Genomic DNA, 16,560 nt, shown 5'->3' with positions numbered 1-16,560 from the left:
GTAGCGGCGGCGATCCCGCGATGGGTCGCCGCCCCCTTTATTCGTTTTTCACTTTTTTCGGTTGGTAGACGCCGGGCCATTTCGCCCGACGAGGGACAGGAGGCACCGTGATGTCAGAGACAATCCAAGCCATAGAAGACCCGATTGAAACCTATGAGCAGATCCTTGAACACGAGGACAAGGACACTCAGGCGGTTGCGGTCGGGATTGATAAATTCGTTAAAGGCGTCGGCCACGTCGTGATGTGGGCCAACGTCTTTCTGATCGCGGCCATCGTCGCGCAGGTGCTGTTCCGCTACCTGCTGAACGAAAACTATCCCAAGCTGGACGAGTTGCAGTGGCACTTTTATGGCCTCGTGACGATGATCGGCATCTCTTACGCCTTGGTCACGGACAGCCACGTGCGGGTTGATATCCTGCATTTGCAACTCAGCCGCCGTGCGCAGCGGATTATCGAAGTGCTGGGCATCCTGACGCTGGTCGCACCCTTCCTGTATCTGATGGTCGATCAGGGGTGGGATTACTTCTATGAGTCGTGGCGCGTCGATGAACGCTCTGCTTCGCCGACCGGGCTGCCTGCGCGCTGGGCGTTCAAGGCGATCATCCCGATTTCCTTTGTTCTGCTGTCGCTCGCCGCATTGGCCCGTCTGATCCATGATGTGCATGCCTTGGCAACGGCAGGCGCGGAAGAGCGGCAGGGCAAGGACCTGCGCCTGATCCTTTGGGCGCTTGTTGGGTTTGCGGTTGTGGCCACCGCGCTGACCTTCCTTGTGCATACGACCGAGGAAAAGCTGGTCATCGCGATGTTCCTGACCTTTATCGCGCTGCTCTTCACCGGGTTCCCGGTGGCGTGGACGCTGGCCGGGACGGGCGTGGCCTATTGTGGTCTGGCCTACATGTTCGACAACGGCATGATGAACTGGACCGGGCTTGAGGAAACGCTGGTTGGTCTGGATTACCTTGCCCTAGGCGCAGTGGTGAACCGGGTCTACGCGACGATGTCGAACGCGGTTCTGGTCGCCCTGCCGATGTTTATCTTCATGGGGCTGATGCTGGACGAATCCGGTGTGGCCGAACGTCTGATGAATTCAATGCAGAAGCTGTTTGGCAAAACGCGTGGCGGTCTGGCGATCACGGTCACCATGATCGGCATCATCCTTGCTGCATCCACCGGCATCATCGGCGCGTCTGTTGTTCTGCTGGGCGTTTTGGCGCTGCCCACAATGATGGAGCAGAAGTATTCGCCAATGCTTGGCACAGGTGTGGTTGCGGCGTCTGGTACGCTTGGCATTCTGATCCCGCCGTCGATCATGTTGGTGATCATGGCCGACCAGATGGCCCTGTCTGTGGGTGATCTGTTCATGGCGGCGATGTTGCCGGGTGTTCTGATCGGGTTTCTGTACCTGACCTACATCTTCATCATCTCGGCCATCAAACCTGACGTGGCCCCAACACCCGAAGGTGCTGTGCGCCCGGATTGGAACGCGGTTCTGGATGTGCTCAAGGCGGTGTTGCCGACGCTTGGTCTGATCCTTGCAGTGCTTGGGTCGATCTTTGCAGGTATCTGTACCCCGACCGAGGCCTCTGGCGTTGGCGCATTGGGGGCGACGGCCTTGGCATTGGGATATCGCAAGTTGACGATGACCAAGCTGATCAATGTGCTGAAGTCGACCTTCAACACCACGGCGTACATCTTTGCCATCTTCCTGGGCGCGACCGTGTTCAGCTATGTTCTGCGCGAACTTGGTGGCGACCAGTTGATCGAAGACATCATTCTGGGTGCAGGTCTGGGTCCGAATGGCACGGTCCTGATGATCCTTGCGCTGGTGTTCCTGCTGGGTTTTGTCCTTGACTGGATCGAGATCACGCTGATCGTGCTGCCCCTGATGCGTCCGATTGTGAATGCGCTGGGTCTGGATATCCCCGGTTTCGGGGTGGTGGATGAGGCCGCGTTGGTCTGGTTCGTGATCCTTGTCGCGGTGACGTTGCAAACCTCGTTCCTGACGCCGCCGGTTGGCTTTGCGCTCTTCTACCTCAAAGGCGTGTGCCCTCCTCAGATCAAGCTGAGCCACATCTATCGTGGGGTGGTGCCATTTGTCCTGTTGCAGTTGACCGGGCTTGCATTGGTATTCTTCATGCCATGGCTTGCGACCTGGCTGCCGTCAGTCGCGTACTAAGCCTAAGGAAGGAGAAGACCGATGACGGACGACGACCTTCTACGTGAATTGCGCGAGGCTGTTGGGGCGAAACATGTCCTGACCGGCGACAAACAGACCGAGCGGTTCCGCAAAGGGTTCCGCTCGGGTGAGGGGGATGCGCTTGCCGTGGTCCAACCCGCAACCGTTCTGGAACAGTGGAACGTGCTCAAGGCCTGCGTGGCGGCGGACAAGATCGTCATCATGCAAGCTGCCAATACCGGGCTGACCGAAGGGTCAACGCCCAAGGGCAGCTATGATCGCGATGTGGTCCTGATCAACACCCGCCGCATGGATGCGATCCATACGGTGAAGGGCGGGGAGCAGGTGGTCAGCCTTCCGGGGGCGACGCTGTTTGCTCTGGAAAAGCTGCTGAAACCGCTTGGTCGCCAGCCGCATTCGGTGATTGGGTCGTCCTGCATCGGCGCGTCAATCATTGGCGGCGTGTGCAACAATTCCGGCGGGGCGCTGATTGAGCGGGGACCGAGCTATACCGAGTTGTCATTGTTCGCGCGGATCACCGAGGACGGTCAGCTTGAATTGGTCAATCATCTTGGGATTGCTCTGGGTGACAGCCCAGAGGAGATCCTGACCCGCGTTCAGAATGGCACGTTTACAGACGCCGATCTGGAGCCGACCAACAAGCGCGCGTCGGACACCGAATATCATCGCCGCGTGCGCGACGTGGATGCCGACAGCCCCGCGCGGTTCAATGCGGATAAGCGGCGGCTTTACGAGGCTGCGGGATGTGCCGGGAAACTGGCGGTATTCGCGGTGCGGCTGGACACCTATCCGATCAATACTGATGAGCAGACCTTTTATATCGGGACCAATGACCCCCATGTTCTGACCGATCTGCGGCGGCATATCCTGACCGCGTTCGACAGCCTACCGGTTTCCGGCGAGTACATGCAGCGCGAGATTTTCGACATCTCCGAAAAGTACGGCAAAGATACGGTGCTGATGATCGACTGGCTGGGAACGGACAAACTGCCCATGTTCTTTGCCATGAAGGGCGCGGTGGATGCGCGGTTGAACAAGTTCAAGCTGACGCGTGGGTTCACGGACAAGTTCATGCAGTTGTTCGCCAGCGTCATGCCCAAGGTTCTGCCCAAGCGCCTGACGGAATATCGGGATCGGTACGAGCATCACCTGATCCTGAAGATGCGGGATGGCGGTGTTGCCGAGGCGCGGTCGTTCCTCAAGGCGTTTTTTGCGGAGCGTGACGGCGACTATTTCGAATGCACGCCGCGCGAAGGCAAGATTGCCGGTTTGAACCGCTTTGCCGCCGCAGGGGCTGCGATTCGGTATCAGAACATCCATCAGGGTGAGGTTGAGGATATCCTTGCGCTCGATATCGCATTGAAGCGGAATGAACGCGCGTGGCTTGAAGACCTGCCGGCGCATATTTCGGACAAGCTGGTGTACAAGCTTTATTACGGGCACTTTTTCTGCCACGTTCTTCATCAGGATTACATCGTGAAGAAGGGGGTGGATGTGGCGGCGTTGAAGGCGGACATGCTTGATCTGCTGGACCAGCGCGGCGCGGAATACCCTGCGGAACACAACGTGGGGCATATCTATAAGGCCAAGCCGGACCTGGCGGATTTCTACAAATCCATTGATCCGACCAATTCGTTCAACCCCGGTATTGGCAAGATGTCGCGTTGCAAGCACTACGCGTGAATGATTGTTTAGCATTAAACCAATTTGTCATGCGCCGTGCGCATGGGCGGTATGCCGCCGCGCCACTGCCGCGAGGGAACCCGGCGTGCTAAACGGCGTTCATTCAGATGAGCCAAGCGTTTCGCAACTGGTTCAGCGATAAACTATGGGCCTTTAGGGCCTGACCAAGGGAAGAGGGATTATGAAAGACAGCCCGAACGATATTGACCCGGTCGAATCCCAGGAATGGCAAGACGCGATTGAAGACGTGATCCTTCGGGATGGCGCGGATCGTGCGCATTACCTGCTCGACAAGGCGGTGCAACAGGCGCGCGCCAATGGTGCAAAGCTGCCGTTTTCGGCGACCACGCCGTACCAGAACACGATTGACCCGGATGACGAAGTAGACATCCCCGGCGATACGGAAATGGAATGGCGCATCCGCACCATCAACCGCTGGAACGCGATGGCGACTGTTGTGAAGCGCAACAAGGTCAGCAGCGAATATGGCGGGCATATCGCGTCCTTCGCTTCGTCAGCGGCGCTTTATGACATTGGGCTCAACCACTTCTGGCGGTCGAAATCCGCGATCCACGGTGGTGATCTGGTGTTCTTTCAGGGCCACGTGATCCCGGGCATCTACGCGCGCTCGTTCATGGAAGGCCGCATCAGCACCGAACAGCTTGAAGCGTTCCGGTCAGAAGTTGATGGCGGTGGTCTGAGTTCTTACCCGCACCCGTGGCTGATGCCGGATTACTGGCAGTTCCCGACCGTGTCGATGGGGCTGGGTCCGCTCATGGCGATCTACCAGGCGCGGTTCATGAAATACATGCACAACCGGGGCCTGATTGATGCCGCCGATCGCAAGGTCTGGTGCTTCCTTGGTGACGGCGAAATGGACGAACCGGAAAGCCGGGGCGCCATTGACCTTGCCAAGCGCGAGGGGCTCGACAACCTGATCTTTGTTGTGAACTGCAACTTGCAGCGTCTTGACGGCCCGGTACGCGGCAATGGCAAGATCGTGCAAGAGCTTGAAGGTGACTTCCGCGGTGCCGGTTGGGACGTGATCAAGCTGCTTTGGGGCAAAGGCTGGGACGAGCTGCTGGAACGGGATACCTCGGGCAAGCTGCGGCAGTTGATGGATGAAACCGTCGATGGCGATTACCAGACGTTCAAATCCAAAGACGGCGCGTATATCCGCGAGCATTTCTTCGGCAAATACCCGGAAACAGCGGCATTGGTCGAAGACTGGACCGACGATCAGATCTGGGCGCTGCGCCGGGGCGGGCATGACCCCAAGAAGGTGTACAACGCCTTCCTGCGAGCAACGCAGGCCAAAGGCAGCCCGACGTGCCTGTTGATCAAGACGGTCAAAGGCTACGGCATGGGCACCGCTGGCGAAGGTCAGAACACGACCCACCAGCAGAAGAAAATGCAGCTCGATCAGCTTAAAGCGATGCGGGATCGGTTCCAGATTCCTGTCACCGACGAAGAGCTGGACAAGGACATCCCGTTTGTCAGCCTGAACAATGCGCAGAAGGCCTATCTGGCGGATCGGCGCAAGGAATTGGGCGGTGAGTTTCCCAAACGCGACTGGCGTGATGCGCCAAAGCTCGACATTCCGGCGCTCGACAAGTTCAAGGGACAGCTTGAAAGCACAGGCGACCGTGAAATTTCGACCACGATGGCCTTTGTCCGCATCCTGACGACGCTGCTGCGCGACAAGCAGATCGGCAAGAACGTGGTTCCGATTGTGCCCGACGAAAGCCGCACCTTCGGGATGGAAGGATTGTTCCGGTCGGTTGGGATCTACAACCCGATGGGTCAGCAATACACGCCGCAAGACCGCGATCAGATGTCCTACTACAAGGAGTCGGAATCCGGTCAGGTGCTTCAGGAAGGCATCAACGAAGCGGGCGCGATGGCGGATTGGATTGCGGCGGCGACGTCGTATTCGAACCACGGCGTGCCGATGATCCCGTTCTTCATCTACTATTCGATGTTCGGCTTCCAGCGGATCGGCGATCTGGCTTGGGCCGCAGGCGACAGCCGCGCACGTGGGTTCATGCTGGGCGGGACTGCCGGGCGGACCACGTTGAATGGTGAAGGCCTGCAGCACGAAGATGGGCACAGCCATATCCTTGCCAGCACCATCCCGAACTGCATCAGCTACGACCCGACCTTCAGCTATGAAGTCGCGGTCATCGTGCAGAACGGCTTGCAGCGGATGTTTGCAGATCAGGAAGACGTCTATTTCTATCTGACCCTGATGAACGAGAACTACCAACATCCCGAGATGCCGATGGGCGCGGAAGAAGGAATCATCAAAGGTCTCTATCGTTTCTCGAAAACCGCAAAACCGGGCAAGAAGCATGTGAACCTTCTGGGCTCCGGCACAATCCTTGTTCAGGCGATGAAGGCGGCGGAAATGCTGAAGGAAGATTTTGGTGTCACGTCCGACATCTGGTCGGCCACGTCGCTGAACGAATTGGCCCGCGATGGTCAGGATTGTGTCCGTCACAACCGCCTGAACCCGCTCAGCGATCCAAAAGTGCCTTATGTCACGCAGCAGCTTGAGCAGGCCAAAGGCCCGATCATCGCCGCGACCGACTACATGAAGAACTATGCTGAACAGATCCGTGCCTTTGTGCCGGGCCGCTTCACAGTTCTGGGTACCGACGGTTATGGGCGGTCTGACAGCCGTGTGAACCTGCGCCGGTTCTTCGAGGTCGACGCGAACCACATCGCGGCGGCGGCCATGGTGGACCTCTACCAAGAGGGTGCCGTGACCGAGAAAGACCTCAAGACCGCTCTCAAGAAATACGACATCGACGGCGACAAGCCGAACCCGCGTCTCGTGTAAGGCCGGGGAGGAGAACAAGACTATGACGACTGAAGTAAAAGTTCCCGACATTGGCGATTTTGACAATGTCCCGGTTGTGACCGTTCTGGTCAGCGTGGGTGACACGATTGCCGAAGAAGACCCGATTGTTGAACTGGAATCCGACAAGGCGACGATGGAAGTCCCATCCTCCGCTGCGGGTGTGGTGAAAGAGATCAAGGTTGCCGAAGGCGACAAGGTGTCCGAAGGCTCTGTGATCCTGATTGTCGAAGGCGACGGCGCGGCAGCAGCCCCGGCCGAAGCGCCCAAGGCCGAAGCCCCGGCAGCCGCACCAGCAGCAGCCCCAGCGGCGGCTCCGGCCCCCGCACCTGCCCCGGCCAAGACAGATGCCGGGTTCGGCAAGGTCCACGCCTCCCCCTCTGTGCGGGCCTATGCGCGCCGGGTTGAGGTTGATCTGGCCACCGTCAACGGATCGGGCCGCAAGGGCCGTATCCTGCGCGAAGACGTGGAAAAGGCTCTGAAAGCGGCGACCGTTCCTGCGGCCGCAGCCGGTGGTGCCGTGTCTGGCGGCATGGGCATCCCGCCCATCCCGGCGGTCGATTTCTCCAAGTTCGGGCCGATCGAAGAGATCGAAATGCCCCGGATCAAGAAAATCTCTGGTCCCGCGCTGCACCGCTCCTGGCTCAACATCCCGCATGTCACACACAACGACGAGGCGGATATTACCGAGCTCGACAAGTACCGTAAGGAAATGGACACGATGGCCAAGGAAAATGGCTATCGCGTGACCCTGCTGTCCTTTGTCATCAAGGCGTCGGTGTCTGCGTTGAAAGAGCATTGGGAGTTCAACTCCTCAATCCACCCGGATGGCGACAAGCTGATCAAAAAGGACTTCTACAACATCGGTTTCGCGGCGGACACGCCGAACGGTCTGATGGTCCCTGTGATCAAGGACGCCGACCGCAAAGGTCTGGTCGACATCTCGAAAGAGCTGATGGAGCTGTCCAAGGCTGCCCGTGAAGGCAACCTGAAGTCCAAGGACATGCAGGGCGCGACCTTCACGATCTCGTCGCTGGGCGGCATTGGCGGGACCAGCTTTACGCCCATCGTGAATGCGCCCGAGGTGGCCATTCTGGGCCTCACACGGTCCAAGATGGCCCCGGTCTGGAACGGCGAAGAGTTTGTACCGCGCCTGATGCAGCCCCTGTCGCTGTCCTACGATCACCGTGCCGTCGACGGCGCCTTGGCCGCGCGGTTCTGCGTGACGCTCAAGACGCTGCTTGGCGATATGCGCAAGTTGATGTGGTAAGGGGGCGATCTGATGGACATTAAAGTACCCGATATCGGGGATTTCACGGACGTTCCCGTCGTCTCGGTTCTGGTCAGCGTGGGCGACACGGTGGCCGAAGAGGACCCGTTGCTGGAACTGGAATCCGACAAGGCCACGATGGAAGTCCCATCGCCCGCCGCAGGTGTGATCAAAGAGATCAAGGTCGGCGAAGGCGACAAGGTGTCGGAAGGCACGGTCATCATGGTTCTGGAAGGCGCGGATGCGGGTGATGCGCCTGCCGAGGCACCAAAAGAGGCGGCTCCCGCTGCGCCGACGGCTGTTGCCGCGACGGGCACAGCCACCGGCCAAGGCGACATCCATGCCGAAGTCGTCGTTCTGGGATCTGGACCCGGCGGCTATACGGCAGCGTTCCGGGCGGCGGATTTGGGCAAGAAGACCGTTCTGATCGAGAAGTATCCCGATCTGGGCGGTGTCTGCCTGAACGTGGGTTGTATCCCGTCCAAGGCGCTGCTTCATGTGGCCAAGGTGATCACCGAGGCCGAGGAAATGGGCAGCCACGGGGTCAGCTTTGGCAAGCCAAAGATCGACCTTGATGAACTCCGCGACTTCAAGAACAGCGTCATCGGTCAGTTGACCGGCGGTCTGGGTGGTCTGGCCAAGGGCCGCAAAGTGACGACCGTGCAGGGCTATGGCCGCTTCACTGGCCCGAACATGATCGAGGTGCAGACCGACGATGGCATCACCAAGGTCAGCTTTGACCAGTGCATCATCGCCGCCGGTTCCGAGCCGGTGCAACTGCCCTTCATACCGCATGACGACGAGCGGGTGATCGACAGCACGGGTGCGCTGGAACTGCGCGACATTCCGAAGAAGATGCTCATCCTTGGCGGTGGCATCATCGGTCTGGAAATGGCCTGTGTGTACGACGCCTTGGGATCGAAGATCTCGGTCGTTGAATTCATGGATCAGCTGATGCCGGGGGCGGACAAGGACATCGTCAAACCCCTGCACAAACGCATCGAAGGTCGGTACGAGAACATCTGGCTCAAGACCAAGGTCACGGCGGTTGAGGCGCAGAAGAAGGGTCTCAAGGTCACGTTCGAGGATGCCAAGGGCGACACGTTCGATGAAACCTTTGACAAGGTGCTGGTCGCTGTTGGGCGCAAGCCGAATGGCAAGCTGATTGATGCCGAAAAGGCCGGTGTGGCGGTGGATGATCGTGGGTTTATCGCCGTGGACAACCAGCAACGCACAGGTGTGCCGCATATCTTTGCGATTGGTGACGTGGTGGGCCAGCCGATGCTGGCGCACAAGGCTGTGCACGAAGGCAAGGTCGCTGCAGAGGTTTGTGCGGGTCACAAACGCTTCTTCGACGCGCAACTGATCCCGTCGGTCGCTTACACCGACCCGGAAGTGGCATGGTGCGGCGTGACCGAAACGCAGGCCAAAGCAGACGGCATCAAGTACGAGAAAGGTGTCTTCCCCTGGGCGGCCTCCGGCCGGTCCCTGTCAAACGGGCGCAATGAGGGCATCACCAAGCTGCTCTTTGATCCCGAAGATGAACGGGTCATCGGCGCGTGCATCGTTGGCACCAACGCGGGCGATCTGATCTCGGAAGTGGCGCTGGCCATTGAGATGGGCGCGGATGCGACGGACCTTGGTCACACGATCCACCCGCACCCGACGCTTTCGGAAACGGTGAACTTCGCCGCCGAGATGTTCGAAGGCACGATCACTGACCTGATGCCGCCGAAGAAGCGAAAAGCGTGATCTGAGAGTGTCCCTTCGGGACGCTTTAAAAAATGAGTTGGGGGGCTGTCGGCCCCCCAAACCCCCCGAAGGTATTTCTGAAACAGAGAAGCTCTGGACGCCTTATTTCAGGAAGACGCGCAGCACGGCAAAGACCACGGACGTCACGGCCATCGCTGCAAAGATAAAAGCGAGCGGCAGGAACAAGCTTTCCTGAACCACACCGTCGTCACTCACCCGCCCGCCAAAGAACATCGCTTCAAGTGTGCCGCAGAGAATGGCGAGCACGGTGAAGCCAAGTGCAAGTTTCAGGATCGGTTTGGGTGTCATAGCGAAAAAAGCCCCCGCATGTGCGAGGGCCTTTTGTTATATGCCAAGAAACGGTTGTGCAATGCGCGGGACCAAACCTTTGAATTTCAAAGGCGCGTCCGTCACGGCGAGGCAGATGCAGTCTTCCGAAATGTCGGCGACCGGGGTGTGATGCACATCCTCGCTCGCGATCTCGATATCGCCGCGGGCGAAATATCCGTCATCGTCCTGGAACGCCCCTTTCAGAACCAGCGTCAGTTCGATGCCGGTATGGCCGTGGTCGGGGATTGCAGTTCCCGCAGGGATGTAAAGCAGCCGCGCACTGGCCTCGGAAGATGTGGGTAGAACGGCTTGCTTTACACCCATGCCAACGGGACGCCATTTGACGTTCTCCAAGCCACCGGCCACGTAATCTGCCAGCGGCGCTGGCAGAATGCTGTCATTTCTTGAGGCCGGTGTCGGACGATCCGTCACAGCGCTGTCCTGCGCGTGGATCATGTTCAGCACCGCGTCCAGACTGCCCGGCGACAACATGGCTGTGTCGCACGTATCAAGCACGGCGCCCCCAACCGCGTCATAGGCATCAAGCGAGGCCCGGCATTCATCACATAACGAGATGTGTGTCGCGACGATCAGGTTCACGGCTTCCGGCAGATCGCCAGCAGAATATGCCATCAACAGGTCGTCTGTCAGATGATGTTTTACAGTCATATCGTTCATCACTTCAGCGAATGACGCAGTCGTTCCAGCGCCAATCGGATGCGGGATTTGATCGTTCCCAAAGGGAGGCCGGTTTGCTCTGCGATTTCGCTGTGCGACAGGTCTCCGAAATAGGCTTTTTCGATCAATTCCCTTTGTTTCTCTGGCAGGTCGCGTAACGCGCGACCCAATTGCGCACTCTCCTGTTGGAGCCCAAGGACATCTTCCTGATCGGGTTCCGCTTCGGGCCCCCATGGCAGGTCTTCGGGTTCCGGACGTCTCTGCTTGCGCAGAACGTCGATTTTCTTGTTCCGGGCAATGGTGAAAATCCATGTTGATGGACTTGCCCGTGACGCATCGTAGAGATGCGCCTTGTTCCAAACCGTCACGAGCACTTCCTGCGCGCACTCTTCTGCCAGTGCGGCATCCATTCCCGTTTTCATCAGGAACGCTTTTACGCGGGGGCCAAAGTGTTGAAACACCTTGATGAACGCGCCTTCGTCCCGGTTATCCCGGATCCGGCACATATCATCGACCCACAACGCAACGTCGTTATGCATTCCGTCGTTCAAAATTCTGCTTCCAGCCCTTGTGTCGTCTTTGGAGTCGCGCATCTTCAGCCCGTTGGCAACAGGCGTCGGGTCGCAGTCCGAAAGAAGGGCGTCCGCCGAAATCATACAAGGGATACGCCGCCACACCGGGTTTGGATCACAGAAATAGTTTTTTCTTTTTGCATCCGATTGCCCGGTCATGCCGTAAACCAAACTAGACACCTAGAAGAGCGAGACCACTATGCCTTTTGAAGCCCGCGCCAGCGCACCCAAGAAAATTGCCGTCATCGGCGCAGGGATATCGGGATTGGGGGCCGCACATATGCTGTCCGAAGACCATCACGTCACCTTGTTCGAAGCCGAGCCACGGCTGGGCGGGCATGCGCGGACGATTATGGCGGGGAAAAACGGGGATCAGCCGGTGGATACCGGGTTTATCGTCTTCAACTATGCCAACTATCCGCACCTGGCCGCATTGTTCAAAGCGCTGGACGTGCCTGTCACGACAAGCAACATGAGCTTTGCGGCCAGTTTTGACGACGGGCGGTTCGAATATGCGCTGGCAACGCTGGGGTCCTTGTTTGCGCAGAAGCGCAATGCGCTGAACCCGAAGTTCCTGCGCATGTTGCGGGACATCGTGAAATTCAACAAACATGCGCTGGATGCGACGCGTGACCGGAGCCTGAGCCTTGGGGCGTTTCTGGACGAGCTGGGCACCGGTGACTGGTTTCGGGATTACTATCTTCTGCCATTTACCGGCGCGATCTGGTCGACGCCGACAGACAAGGTCATGGACTTTCCGGCGCACGCGCTGGTGCAGTTCATGGAGAACCACGCGCTTTTGTCCTATACGGGGCAACACCAGTGGTACACGGTCCAGGGTGGGTCGATTGAATATGTGCGCCGGTTGGAAACATCCTTGAGAGCGCGGGGTGCCGTGCTGCGGCTGGGGGCCCCGATTGATGGGGTTCGGCGCGACGGCTTTGGGGCCGAGGTCAAGGCGCAAGGCGGCGAGTGGGAGCGGTTTGACGAAGTGGTTTTTGCCACCCACTCGGATGACAGCCTGCGGCTGCTGTCGGATGCGTCGCCGTTGGAGAAAAAAGCACTGGGGGCCATCAAGTACCAACCCAACCGGGTTGTGCTGCACGCGGACGCTTCAATTATGCCAAAGCGGCGGAAGTGCTGGTCATCGTGGAACTACACCGAGAGCGCCAGGAAAGAGATGAATACCATTGATCTCACCTACTGGATGAACAGCCTGCAACCGATCCCGGAGAGCGATCCGCATTTCGTGACGCTGAACACCGCGCGTCCGATCCGGGAAGACCTGATCTACGACGAATGCACATTGCGCCATCCGGTCTATGACCTTGAGGCGCTGGATGCCCAGCACACCATGCGGGACATGAACGGCACGAACCGCACGTGGTTCTGTGGCGCATGGATGAAGAACGGCTTTCACGAAGACGGATTGTCGAGCGCGGTCGATGTTGTCGACGCGATCCGCGCCCGCAGCGCAGTTGCCGTGGCGGCGGAATAATGACCGGCGTCGATCATATCATCGGCCACACCTATCACGGGCGCAAAGGCGGTATCGACAACGCATTTCGGTACTCCATTGATTACGTGATGCTGGATGCCGAAGCCAAGCTGAAGACGCCGTGGCTGTTTTCCCGCAATGGTGGCAACGTCTCCAGTCTGCATGACAGCGATCATGGGGGCGCGCCGGGCGAAGGTACGGGGGCCAGATGGGCCCGCGCCGTGCTGGAAGCGCATCAGGTGCGCGCCAGCGGTGCGTTAATGCTGCTTGCCCAGCCACGGGTGCTGGGACATGTCTTTAATCCGGTGTCCTTTTGGTTGGCCCATGACGACGCGGGTCACCTGATTGCGGTGATTGCAGAGGTGACAAACACCTTTGGTGACCGCCATTCCTACTTGTGTCACAAGCCGGATGGATCGCCGATTGCATCGACCGACCGGTTGCAGGCGACAAAGATCTTTTACGTGTCCCCGTTCCAGCCGGTTGAAGGGGGGTACGAGTTTCGCTTTGACATCCGCCCCGACAAGATCGGGATCTGGATCGATTACACCCAAGGAGCAGGCGGGTTGATCGCGACACTCACAGGGCCGCGCAGGACGATCAGCAATGGGTCGATCCTCTGGTCTCTGATTCGCCGCCCGCTGGGGTCGCGCCGGGTTCTGGCGCTGATCCACTGGCAGGCGCTCAAGCTGTGGTGGAAGGGGTCGAAATACCGGACACGTCCGGAACCACCTTTGGAAGAAGTCAGCCGCTGATGGCTGCCGTTCGGCAAAACCTTGGGGGGTATGCCCTCTTTGCGGCTGTGCTCGCAGCGGCGGGTTTGCCGATCTATATTCATGCGCCGAAATTTTATGTGGATGAATACGGCGTGAGCCTTGCCGCGCTGGGCACGGTCCTGTTCGTCCTGCGCCTGATCGACGTGGTGCAGGACCCGTTGCTGGGCAAATTGGCCGTGGCGGTGCGCCGTTTTCAGTGGATGGCGATTGCGGTGACACTTGCGGTGATGGGGCTTGCCATGATCGGGCTTTTTGCCGTGACGCCACCCACCAATCCGGTTTTGTGGTTTGCGGTGATGCTGACGCTGGTGTTTTCGGCGTTCAGCTTTCTGACCATCAACTTCTATGCGCGCGGTGTGCAAAAGGCGGATGCTCTTGGTGGTGAGACCGGGTATCTGCGGCTGGCCCGCTGGCGCGAAACCGGCGCGCTTTTGGGTGTTTGCGTGGCATCGGTGATGCCGTCAATTTTCCTTGCGCTGGCCTGGCCCGAATTCGTGTCTTACGCACTGGTTTTCGCGCTGGCCTGCGTTGTTGCGGGTGTCGCGATGCACGTGGAGTGGCGCGGCAGCACGATTGAGCCCTCTGCCGGGTTCGGGGTTGTGCTGCAAGACAAGATCTCGCGGCGGTTGCTGCTGATTGCATTGGTCAACGCGGCCCCGGTCGCCGTCAGTTCAACGCTGTTTTTGTTCTTCGTCGAAAGCCGTCTGGACGCGCCGGGGTGGGAAGGGCCGTTGCTGCTGTTGTTCTTCGTTGCGGCGGCCGCAGCCGCTCCGATGTGGAGCGCGCTGGCTGAACGGATCGGGGCCAAGCGCACGCTGCTTGCGGCGATGGTTTTGGCCATCATCGCGTTCAGCTTTGCGATGATGCTGGGCACCGGTGATACGGTTCTGTTCGCCATCATCTGTCTTGCGTCCGGTGCGGCGGTGGGCGCAGATCTGACGTTGTTGCCCGCCATCTTTGCCAAGCGGATGGAGACAGTCGCGCCCAGCGCGGCCGAAGGGTTCGCGCTTTGGGGCTTTGTCTCCAAGTTCACATTGGCCTTTGCGGCCATCGCCCTACTTCCGATCCTGGAAGCCAGCGGTTTTGTCTCGGGACCAGACAATTCGGAAACCGCTTTACGAACACTGACACTACTCTACGCAGGGGTGCCCTGCGCTTTGAAACTGGTGGCGATCGGCCTTCTGGTCGCCACGCCTATTGGGAAGGAATGACGTCATGGAGACAGTCTTTCTTGTACTTCTCGGGGCGAGCCTGATGGCGGTTTTGGGTTATCTCAAAAGCCGCTATTTCGGGTTCGCCGGCCAATCCCCGAACGACTACGCCGACGCGGGCGGTGAGCCGTTTGACCTGCGGACACATCTTGACGGACCGATTGTCTGCGAAGGGGTGATCTACGGGCCAACCGGGCGCGTGACGTCGCGCTTCGTGGGTGATTTCGAAGCGGAATGGAGTGGCAATCGCGGTGTGATGAAAGAGCATTTCACCTATTGCAACGGCGATGAGGTGCACCGCGAATGGAACCTGACGCTGGGCAATGACGGACGCATCCGCGCAACCGCATCGGATGTGGTGGGCGAAGGTGCCGGCATCCAGAGCGGGCCAACCGTGCAATTGAAATACAAATACCAACTGCCCGAAAGCCAGGGCGGGCATGTTCTGGACACCACGGACTGGATGTATCTTGCGCCCAATGGAACCATCGTGAACCGAAGTCAGTTTCGTAAATTCGGGATCAAGGTCGCAGAACTTGTGGCGACAATGCGAAGGAAGGAAGTGGCGTGAGTGATTGGGCGGGCAAAAAATACTGGTTGGTTGGTGCGAGCGAAGGTTTAGGCGAGGCGCTGGCACATAAGATGAGCGCGGCTGGCGTGCATCTGATCCTGTCCGCCCGAAACGAAGACAAGCTGCACGCGCTGTCAGAGGCCTTGCCAGGGCGGGCCGAGGTTGTGCCGCTGGATGTGTCGGATGGCGAGTCGGTCAAGGCGGCAGCCGAGGCTGTTGGCGATATTGACGGCATGGTGCAACTGGCCGGTGTGTATTGGCCGTTCGGGGCGTCCGACTGGGACGCAGAGCAGGCAAACACCATGGCTGACATCAATTTCACGGGCGCGATGCGCCTTGTGGGCGAAGTCGTACCAAAGTTCGTTGCGCGCGATTCCGGGCATATCGTTCTGACCGGGTCGCTGTCCGGGTTCCGGGGGTTACCAAATGCGGCGGCTTATACGTCGTCCAAGGCCGCGGTGATGACACTGGCGGAATCACTTTACGCGGATTTGTGGCGCACCAACGTCAAAGTGCAACTGGTTAACCCCGGTTTCATCAAGACGCGTTTGACCGACAAGAACGATTTTTCGATGCCGTTCATTATGGAACCGGAACAGGCGGCGCAGGAATTTTTCGAACATATGAACACCGATAACTTCAAGCGCAGCTTTCCGACGGTGTTTTCATGGGTGTTCCGGGGCAGCCAGTTTTTGCCGGATTGGCTCTACTACCGGCTATTTGCGTAAGATCAAAGCGGCGTCGCTGACTTCGCTTCATCCTGAGTAAAAAGGGATGGGAGAGTCGCCATGGAAAAAATCAGTGCCAACAAAGTCGCCGCCGTCATCGTGATGGCCCGGGAGCTTAGCCGCGCCGAAGGTGAAATGCGCGGGTTCATCGACCGCATGGACGAGGAAGAACAAGCCGCGCTTGTGTCGATCATGTGGATCGGCCGCGGGGCGTTTGACGTCGATGAATGGGACGAGGCGTATGCGACCGCTGTGAATGAGGCGACCACGCCGACGGCGGATTACCTGATCGGAACACCGCACCTGGCGGATCATCTGGAAGCGGGATTGGATGCGTTGGGCATTTCTGCGGTGGACGAAGAAAACCAGTTGATGTGAGAACGGGCGTGGAAGGGTGTGTGTTCGCTGAGACTTTTTGGCGCCGCGCGTACAC

General features: G+C 58.8%; 14 protein-coding genes. 11 read left to right on the top strand and 3 right to left on the bottom strand.

Translation table 11 applies throughout. The features are described 5' to 3' along the window. The first annotated feature begins 110 nt into the window (after window positions 1-110). The 5 genes from MWU54_RS17175 (at window position 111) to lpdA (ending at window position 9,763) form a co-directional block, all read left to right on the top strand. Window positions 111-2,177 (top strand): TRAP transporter large permease subunit, encoded by a 2,067-nt coding sequence (locus tag MWU54_RS17175; protein WP_348647675.1) that lies wholly within the window; start codon window positions 111-113, stop codon window positions 2,175-2,177. A 21-nt stretch (window positions 2,178-2,198) separates the two neighbouring features. Continuing rightward, window positions 2,199-3,881: a D-lactate dehydrogenase gene (gene dld / locus MWU54_RS17170; protein ID WP_247086216.1), complete on the top strand. Its 1,683-nt coding sequence runs from the start codon at window positions 2,199-2,201 to the stop codon at window positions 3,879-3,881. 181 nt (window positions 3,882-4,062) lie between these two features. Next, complete coding sequence (gene aceE, locus MWU54_RS17165; protein WP_247086214.1) at window positions 4,063-6,723, top strand: pyruvate dehydrogenase (acetyl-transferring), homodimeric type; 2,661 nt, start codon at window positions 4,063-4,065, stop codon at window positions 6,721-6,723. 22 nt (window positions 6,724-6,745) lie between these two features. Further along, complete coding sequence (gene aceF / locus MWU54_RS17160) at window positions 6,746-8,011, top strand: dihydrolipoyllysine-residue acetyltransferase (RefSeq protein WP_247086212.1); 1,266 nt, start codon at window positions 6,746-6,748, stop codon at window positions 8,009-8,011. A 12-nt stretch (window positions 8,012-8,023) separates the two neighbouring features. Further along, complete coding sequence (lpdA, locus tag MWU54_RS17155) at window positions 8,024-9,763, top strand: dihydrolipoyl dehydrogenase (RefSeq protein WP_247086210.1); 1,740 nt, start codon at window positions 8,024-8,026, stop codon at window positions 9,761-9,763. A gap of 102 nt (window positions 9,764-9,865) precedes the next feature. On the opposite strand, the gene MWU54_RS17150 is transcribed toward lpdA, so the two are convergent. Genes MWU54_RS17150 through MWU54_RS17140 form a run of 3 tightly spaced genes read right to left on the bottom strand, consistent with a single transcriptional unit; the run spans window position 9,866 to window position 11,310 of the window. After that, entirely contained in the window at window positions 9,866-10,072 is a 207-nt protein-coding gene (locus tag MWU54_RS17150) for a hypothetical protein (protein ID WP_247086208.1), read from the bottom strand. Between the two features lie 36 nt (window positions 10,073-10,108). Then, window positions 10,109-10,771 (bottom strand): ChrR family anti-sigma-E factor, encoded by a 663-nt coding sequence (locus MWU54_RS17145; RefSeq protein WP_281496162.1) that lies wholly within the window; start codon window positions 10,769-10,771, stop codon window positions 10,109-10,111. Continuing rightward, entirely contained in the window at window positions 10,771-11,310 is a 540-nt protein-coding gene (locus MWU54_RS17140; protein WP_247086204.1) for a sigma-70 family RNA polymerase sigma factor, read from the bottom strand. The genes MWU54_RS17145 and MWU54_RS17140 overlap by 1 nt, the downstream gene beginning before the upstream one ends. Window positions 11,311-11,542: 232 nt before the next feature. Between MWU54_RS17140 and MWU54_RS17135 the strand changes: the two genes are divergently transcribed. The 6 genes from MWU54_RS17135 to MWU54_RS17110 are packed head-to-tail and all read left to right on the top strand — an operon-like array spanning window position 11,543 to window position 16,505. Further along, on the top strand, window positions 11,543-12,841 hold the full coding sequence (locus MWU54_RS17135; protein ID WP_247086202.1) for an FAD-dependent oxidoreductase: 1,299 nt from the start codon (window positions 11,543-11,545) through the stop codon (window positions 12,839-12,841). Next, window positions 12,841-13,596 carry a DUF1365 domain-containing protein gene (locus MWU54_RS17130; RefSeq protein ID WP_247086200.1) on the top strand — a complete coding sequence of 252 codons (756 nt, stop codon included), beginning with the start codon at window positions 12,841-12,843 and terminating at the stop codon, window positions 13,594-13,596. Before MWU54_RS17135 ends, MWU54_RS17130 begins: the two co-directional genes overlap by 1 nt. After that, the gene (locus tag MWU54_RS17125) at window positions 13,596-14,828 is read left to right on the top strand and encodes an MFS transporter (protein ID WP_247086198.1); all 1,233 of its coding nucleotides are present in this window, start codon (window positions 13,596-13,598) and stop codon (window positions 14,826-14,828) included. The genes MWU54_RS17130 and MWU54_RS17125 overlap by 1 nt, the downstream gene beginning before the upstream one ends. 4 nt (window positions 14,829-14,832) lie before the next feature. After that, a complete protein-coding gene (locus MWU54_RS17120; protein WP_247086196.1) occupies window positions 14,833-15,399 on the top strand; it encodes a DUF3833 family protein in 567 nt (188 codons plus the stop codon). Next, a complete protein-coding gene (locus tag MWU54_RS17115) occupies window positions 15,396-16,127 on the top strand; it encodes an SDR family NAD(P)-dependent oxidoreductase (RefSeq protein WP_247086194.1) in 732 nt (243 codons plus the stop codon). The genes MWU54_RS17120 and MWU54_RS17115 overlap by 4 nt, the downstream gene beginning before the upstream one ends. 60 nt (window positions 16,128-16,187) lie before the next feature. Then, window positions 16,188-16,505, top strand: coding sequence for a DUF3775 domain-containing protein (locus MWU54_RS17110; protein ID WP_247086192.1), 318 nt, complete (start codon window positions 16,188-16,190; stop codon window positions 16,503-16,505). Window positions 16,506-16,560: the final 55 nt, after the last annotated feature.

The organism is Marivita sp. S6314 (assembly GCF_023015985.1).
Lineage (GTDB): Bacteria > Pseudomonadota > Alphaproteobacteria > Rhodobacterales > Rhodobacteraceae > Marivita.
The sequence above is the reverse complement of the archived record's forward strand: the minus strand, read 5'-3'. Positions and strand labels throughout refer to the sequence as shown.

Coding starts and splice junctions, on each gene's coding strand:
- MWU54_RS17175 (WP_348647675.1), top strand. CDS start 111: ATGTCAGAGACAATCCAAGCCATAGAAGACCCGATTGAAACCTATGAG.
- dld (WP_247086216.1), top strand. CDS start 2,199: ATGACGGACGACGACCTTCTACGTGAATTGCGCGAGGCTGTTGGGGCG.
- aceE (WP_247086214.1), top strand. CDS start 4,063: ATGAAAGACAGCCCGAACGATATTGACCCGGTCGAATCCCAGGAATGG.
- aceF (WP_247086212.1), top strand. CDS start 6,746: ATGACGACTGAAGTAAAAGTTCCCGACATTGGCGATTTTGACAATGTC.
- lpdA (WP_247086210.1), top strand. CDS start 8,024: ATGGACATTAAAGTACCCGATATCGGGGATTTCACGGACGTTCCCGTC.
- MWU54_RS17150 (WP_247086208.1), bottom strand. CDS start 10,072: ATGACACCCAAACCGATCCTGAAACTTGCACTTGGCTTCACCGTGCTC.
- MWU54_RS17145 (WP_281496162.1), bottom strand. CDS start 10,771: ATGAACGATATGACTGTAAAACATCATCTGACAGACGACCTGTTGATG.
- MWU54_RS17140 (WP_247086204.1), bottom strand. CDS start 11,310: ATGCATAACGACGTTGCGTTGTGGGTCGATGATATGTGCCGGATCCGG.
- MWU54_RS17135 (WP_247086202.1), top strand. CDS start 11,543: ATGCCTTTTGAAGCCCGCGCCAGCGCACCCAAGAAAATTGCCGTCATC.
- MWU54_RS17130 (WP_247086200.1), top strand. CDS start 12,841: ATGACCGGCGTCGATCATATCATCGGCCACACCTATCACGGGCGCAAA.
- MWU54_RS17125 (WP_247086198.1), top strand. CDS start 13,596: ATGGCTGCCGTTCGGCAAAACCTTGGGGGGTATGCCCTCTTTGCGGCT.
- MWU54_RS17120 (WP_247086196.1), top strand. CDS start 14,833: ATGGAGACAGTCTTTCTTGTACTTCTCGGGGCGAGCCTGATGGCGGTT.
- MWU54_RS17110 (WP_247086192.1), top strand. CDS start 16,188: ATGGAAAAAATCAGTGCCAACAAAGTCGCCGCCGTCATCGTGATGGCC.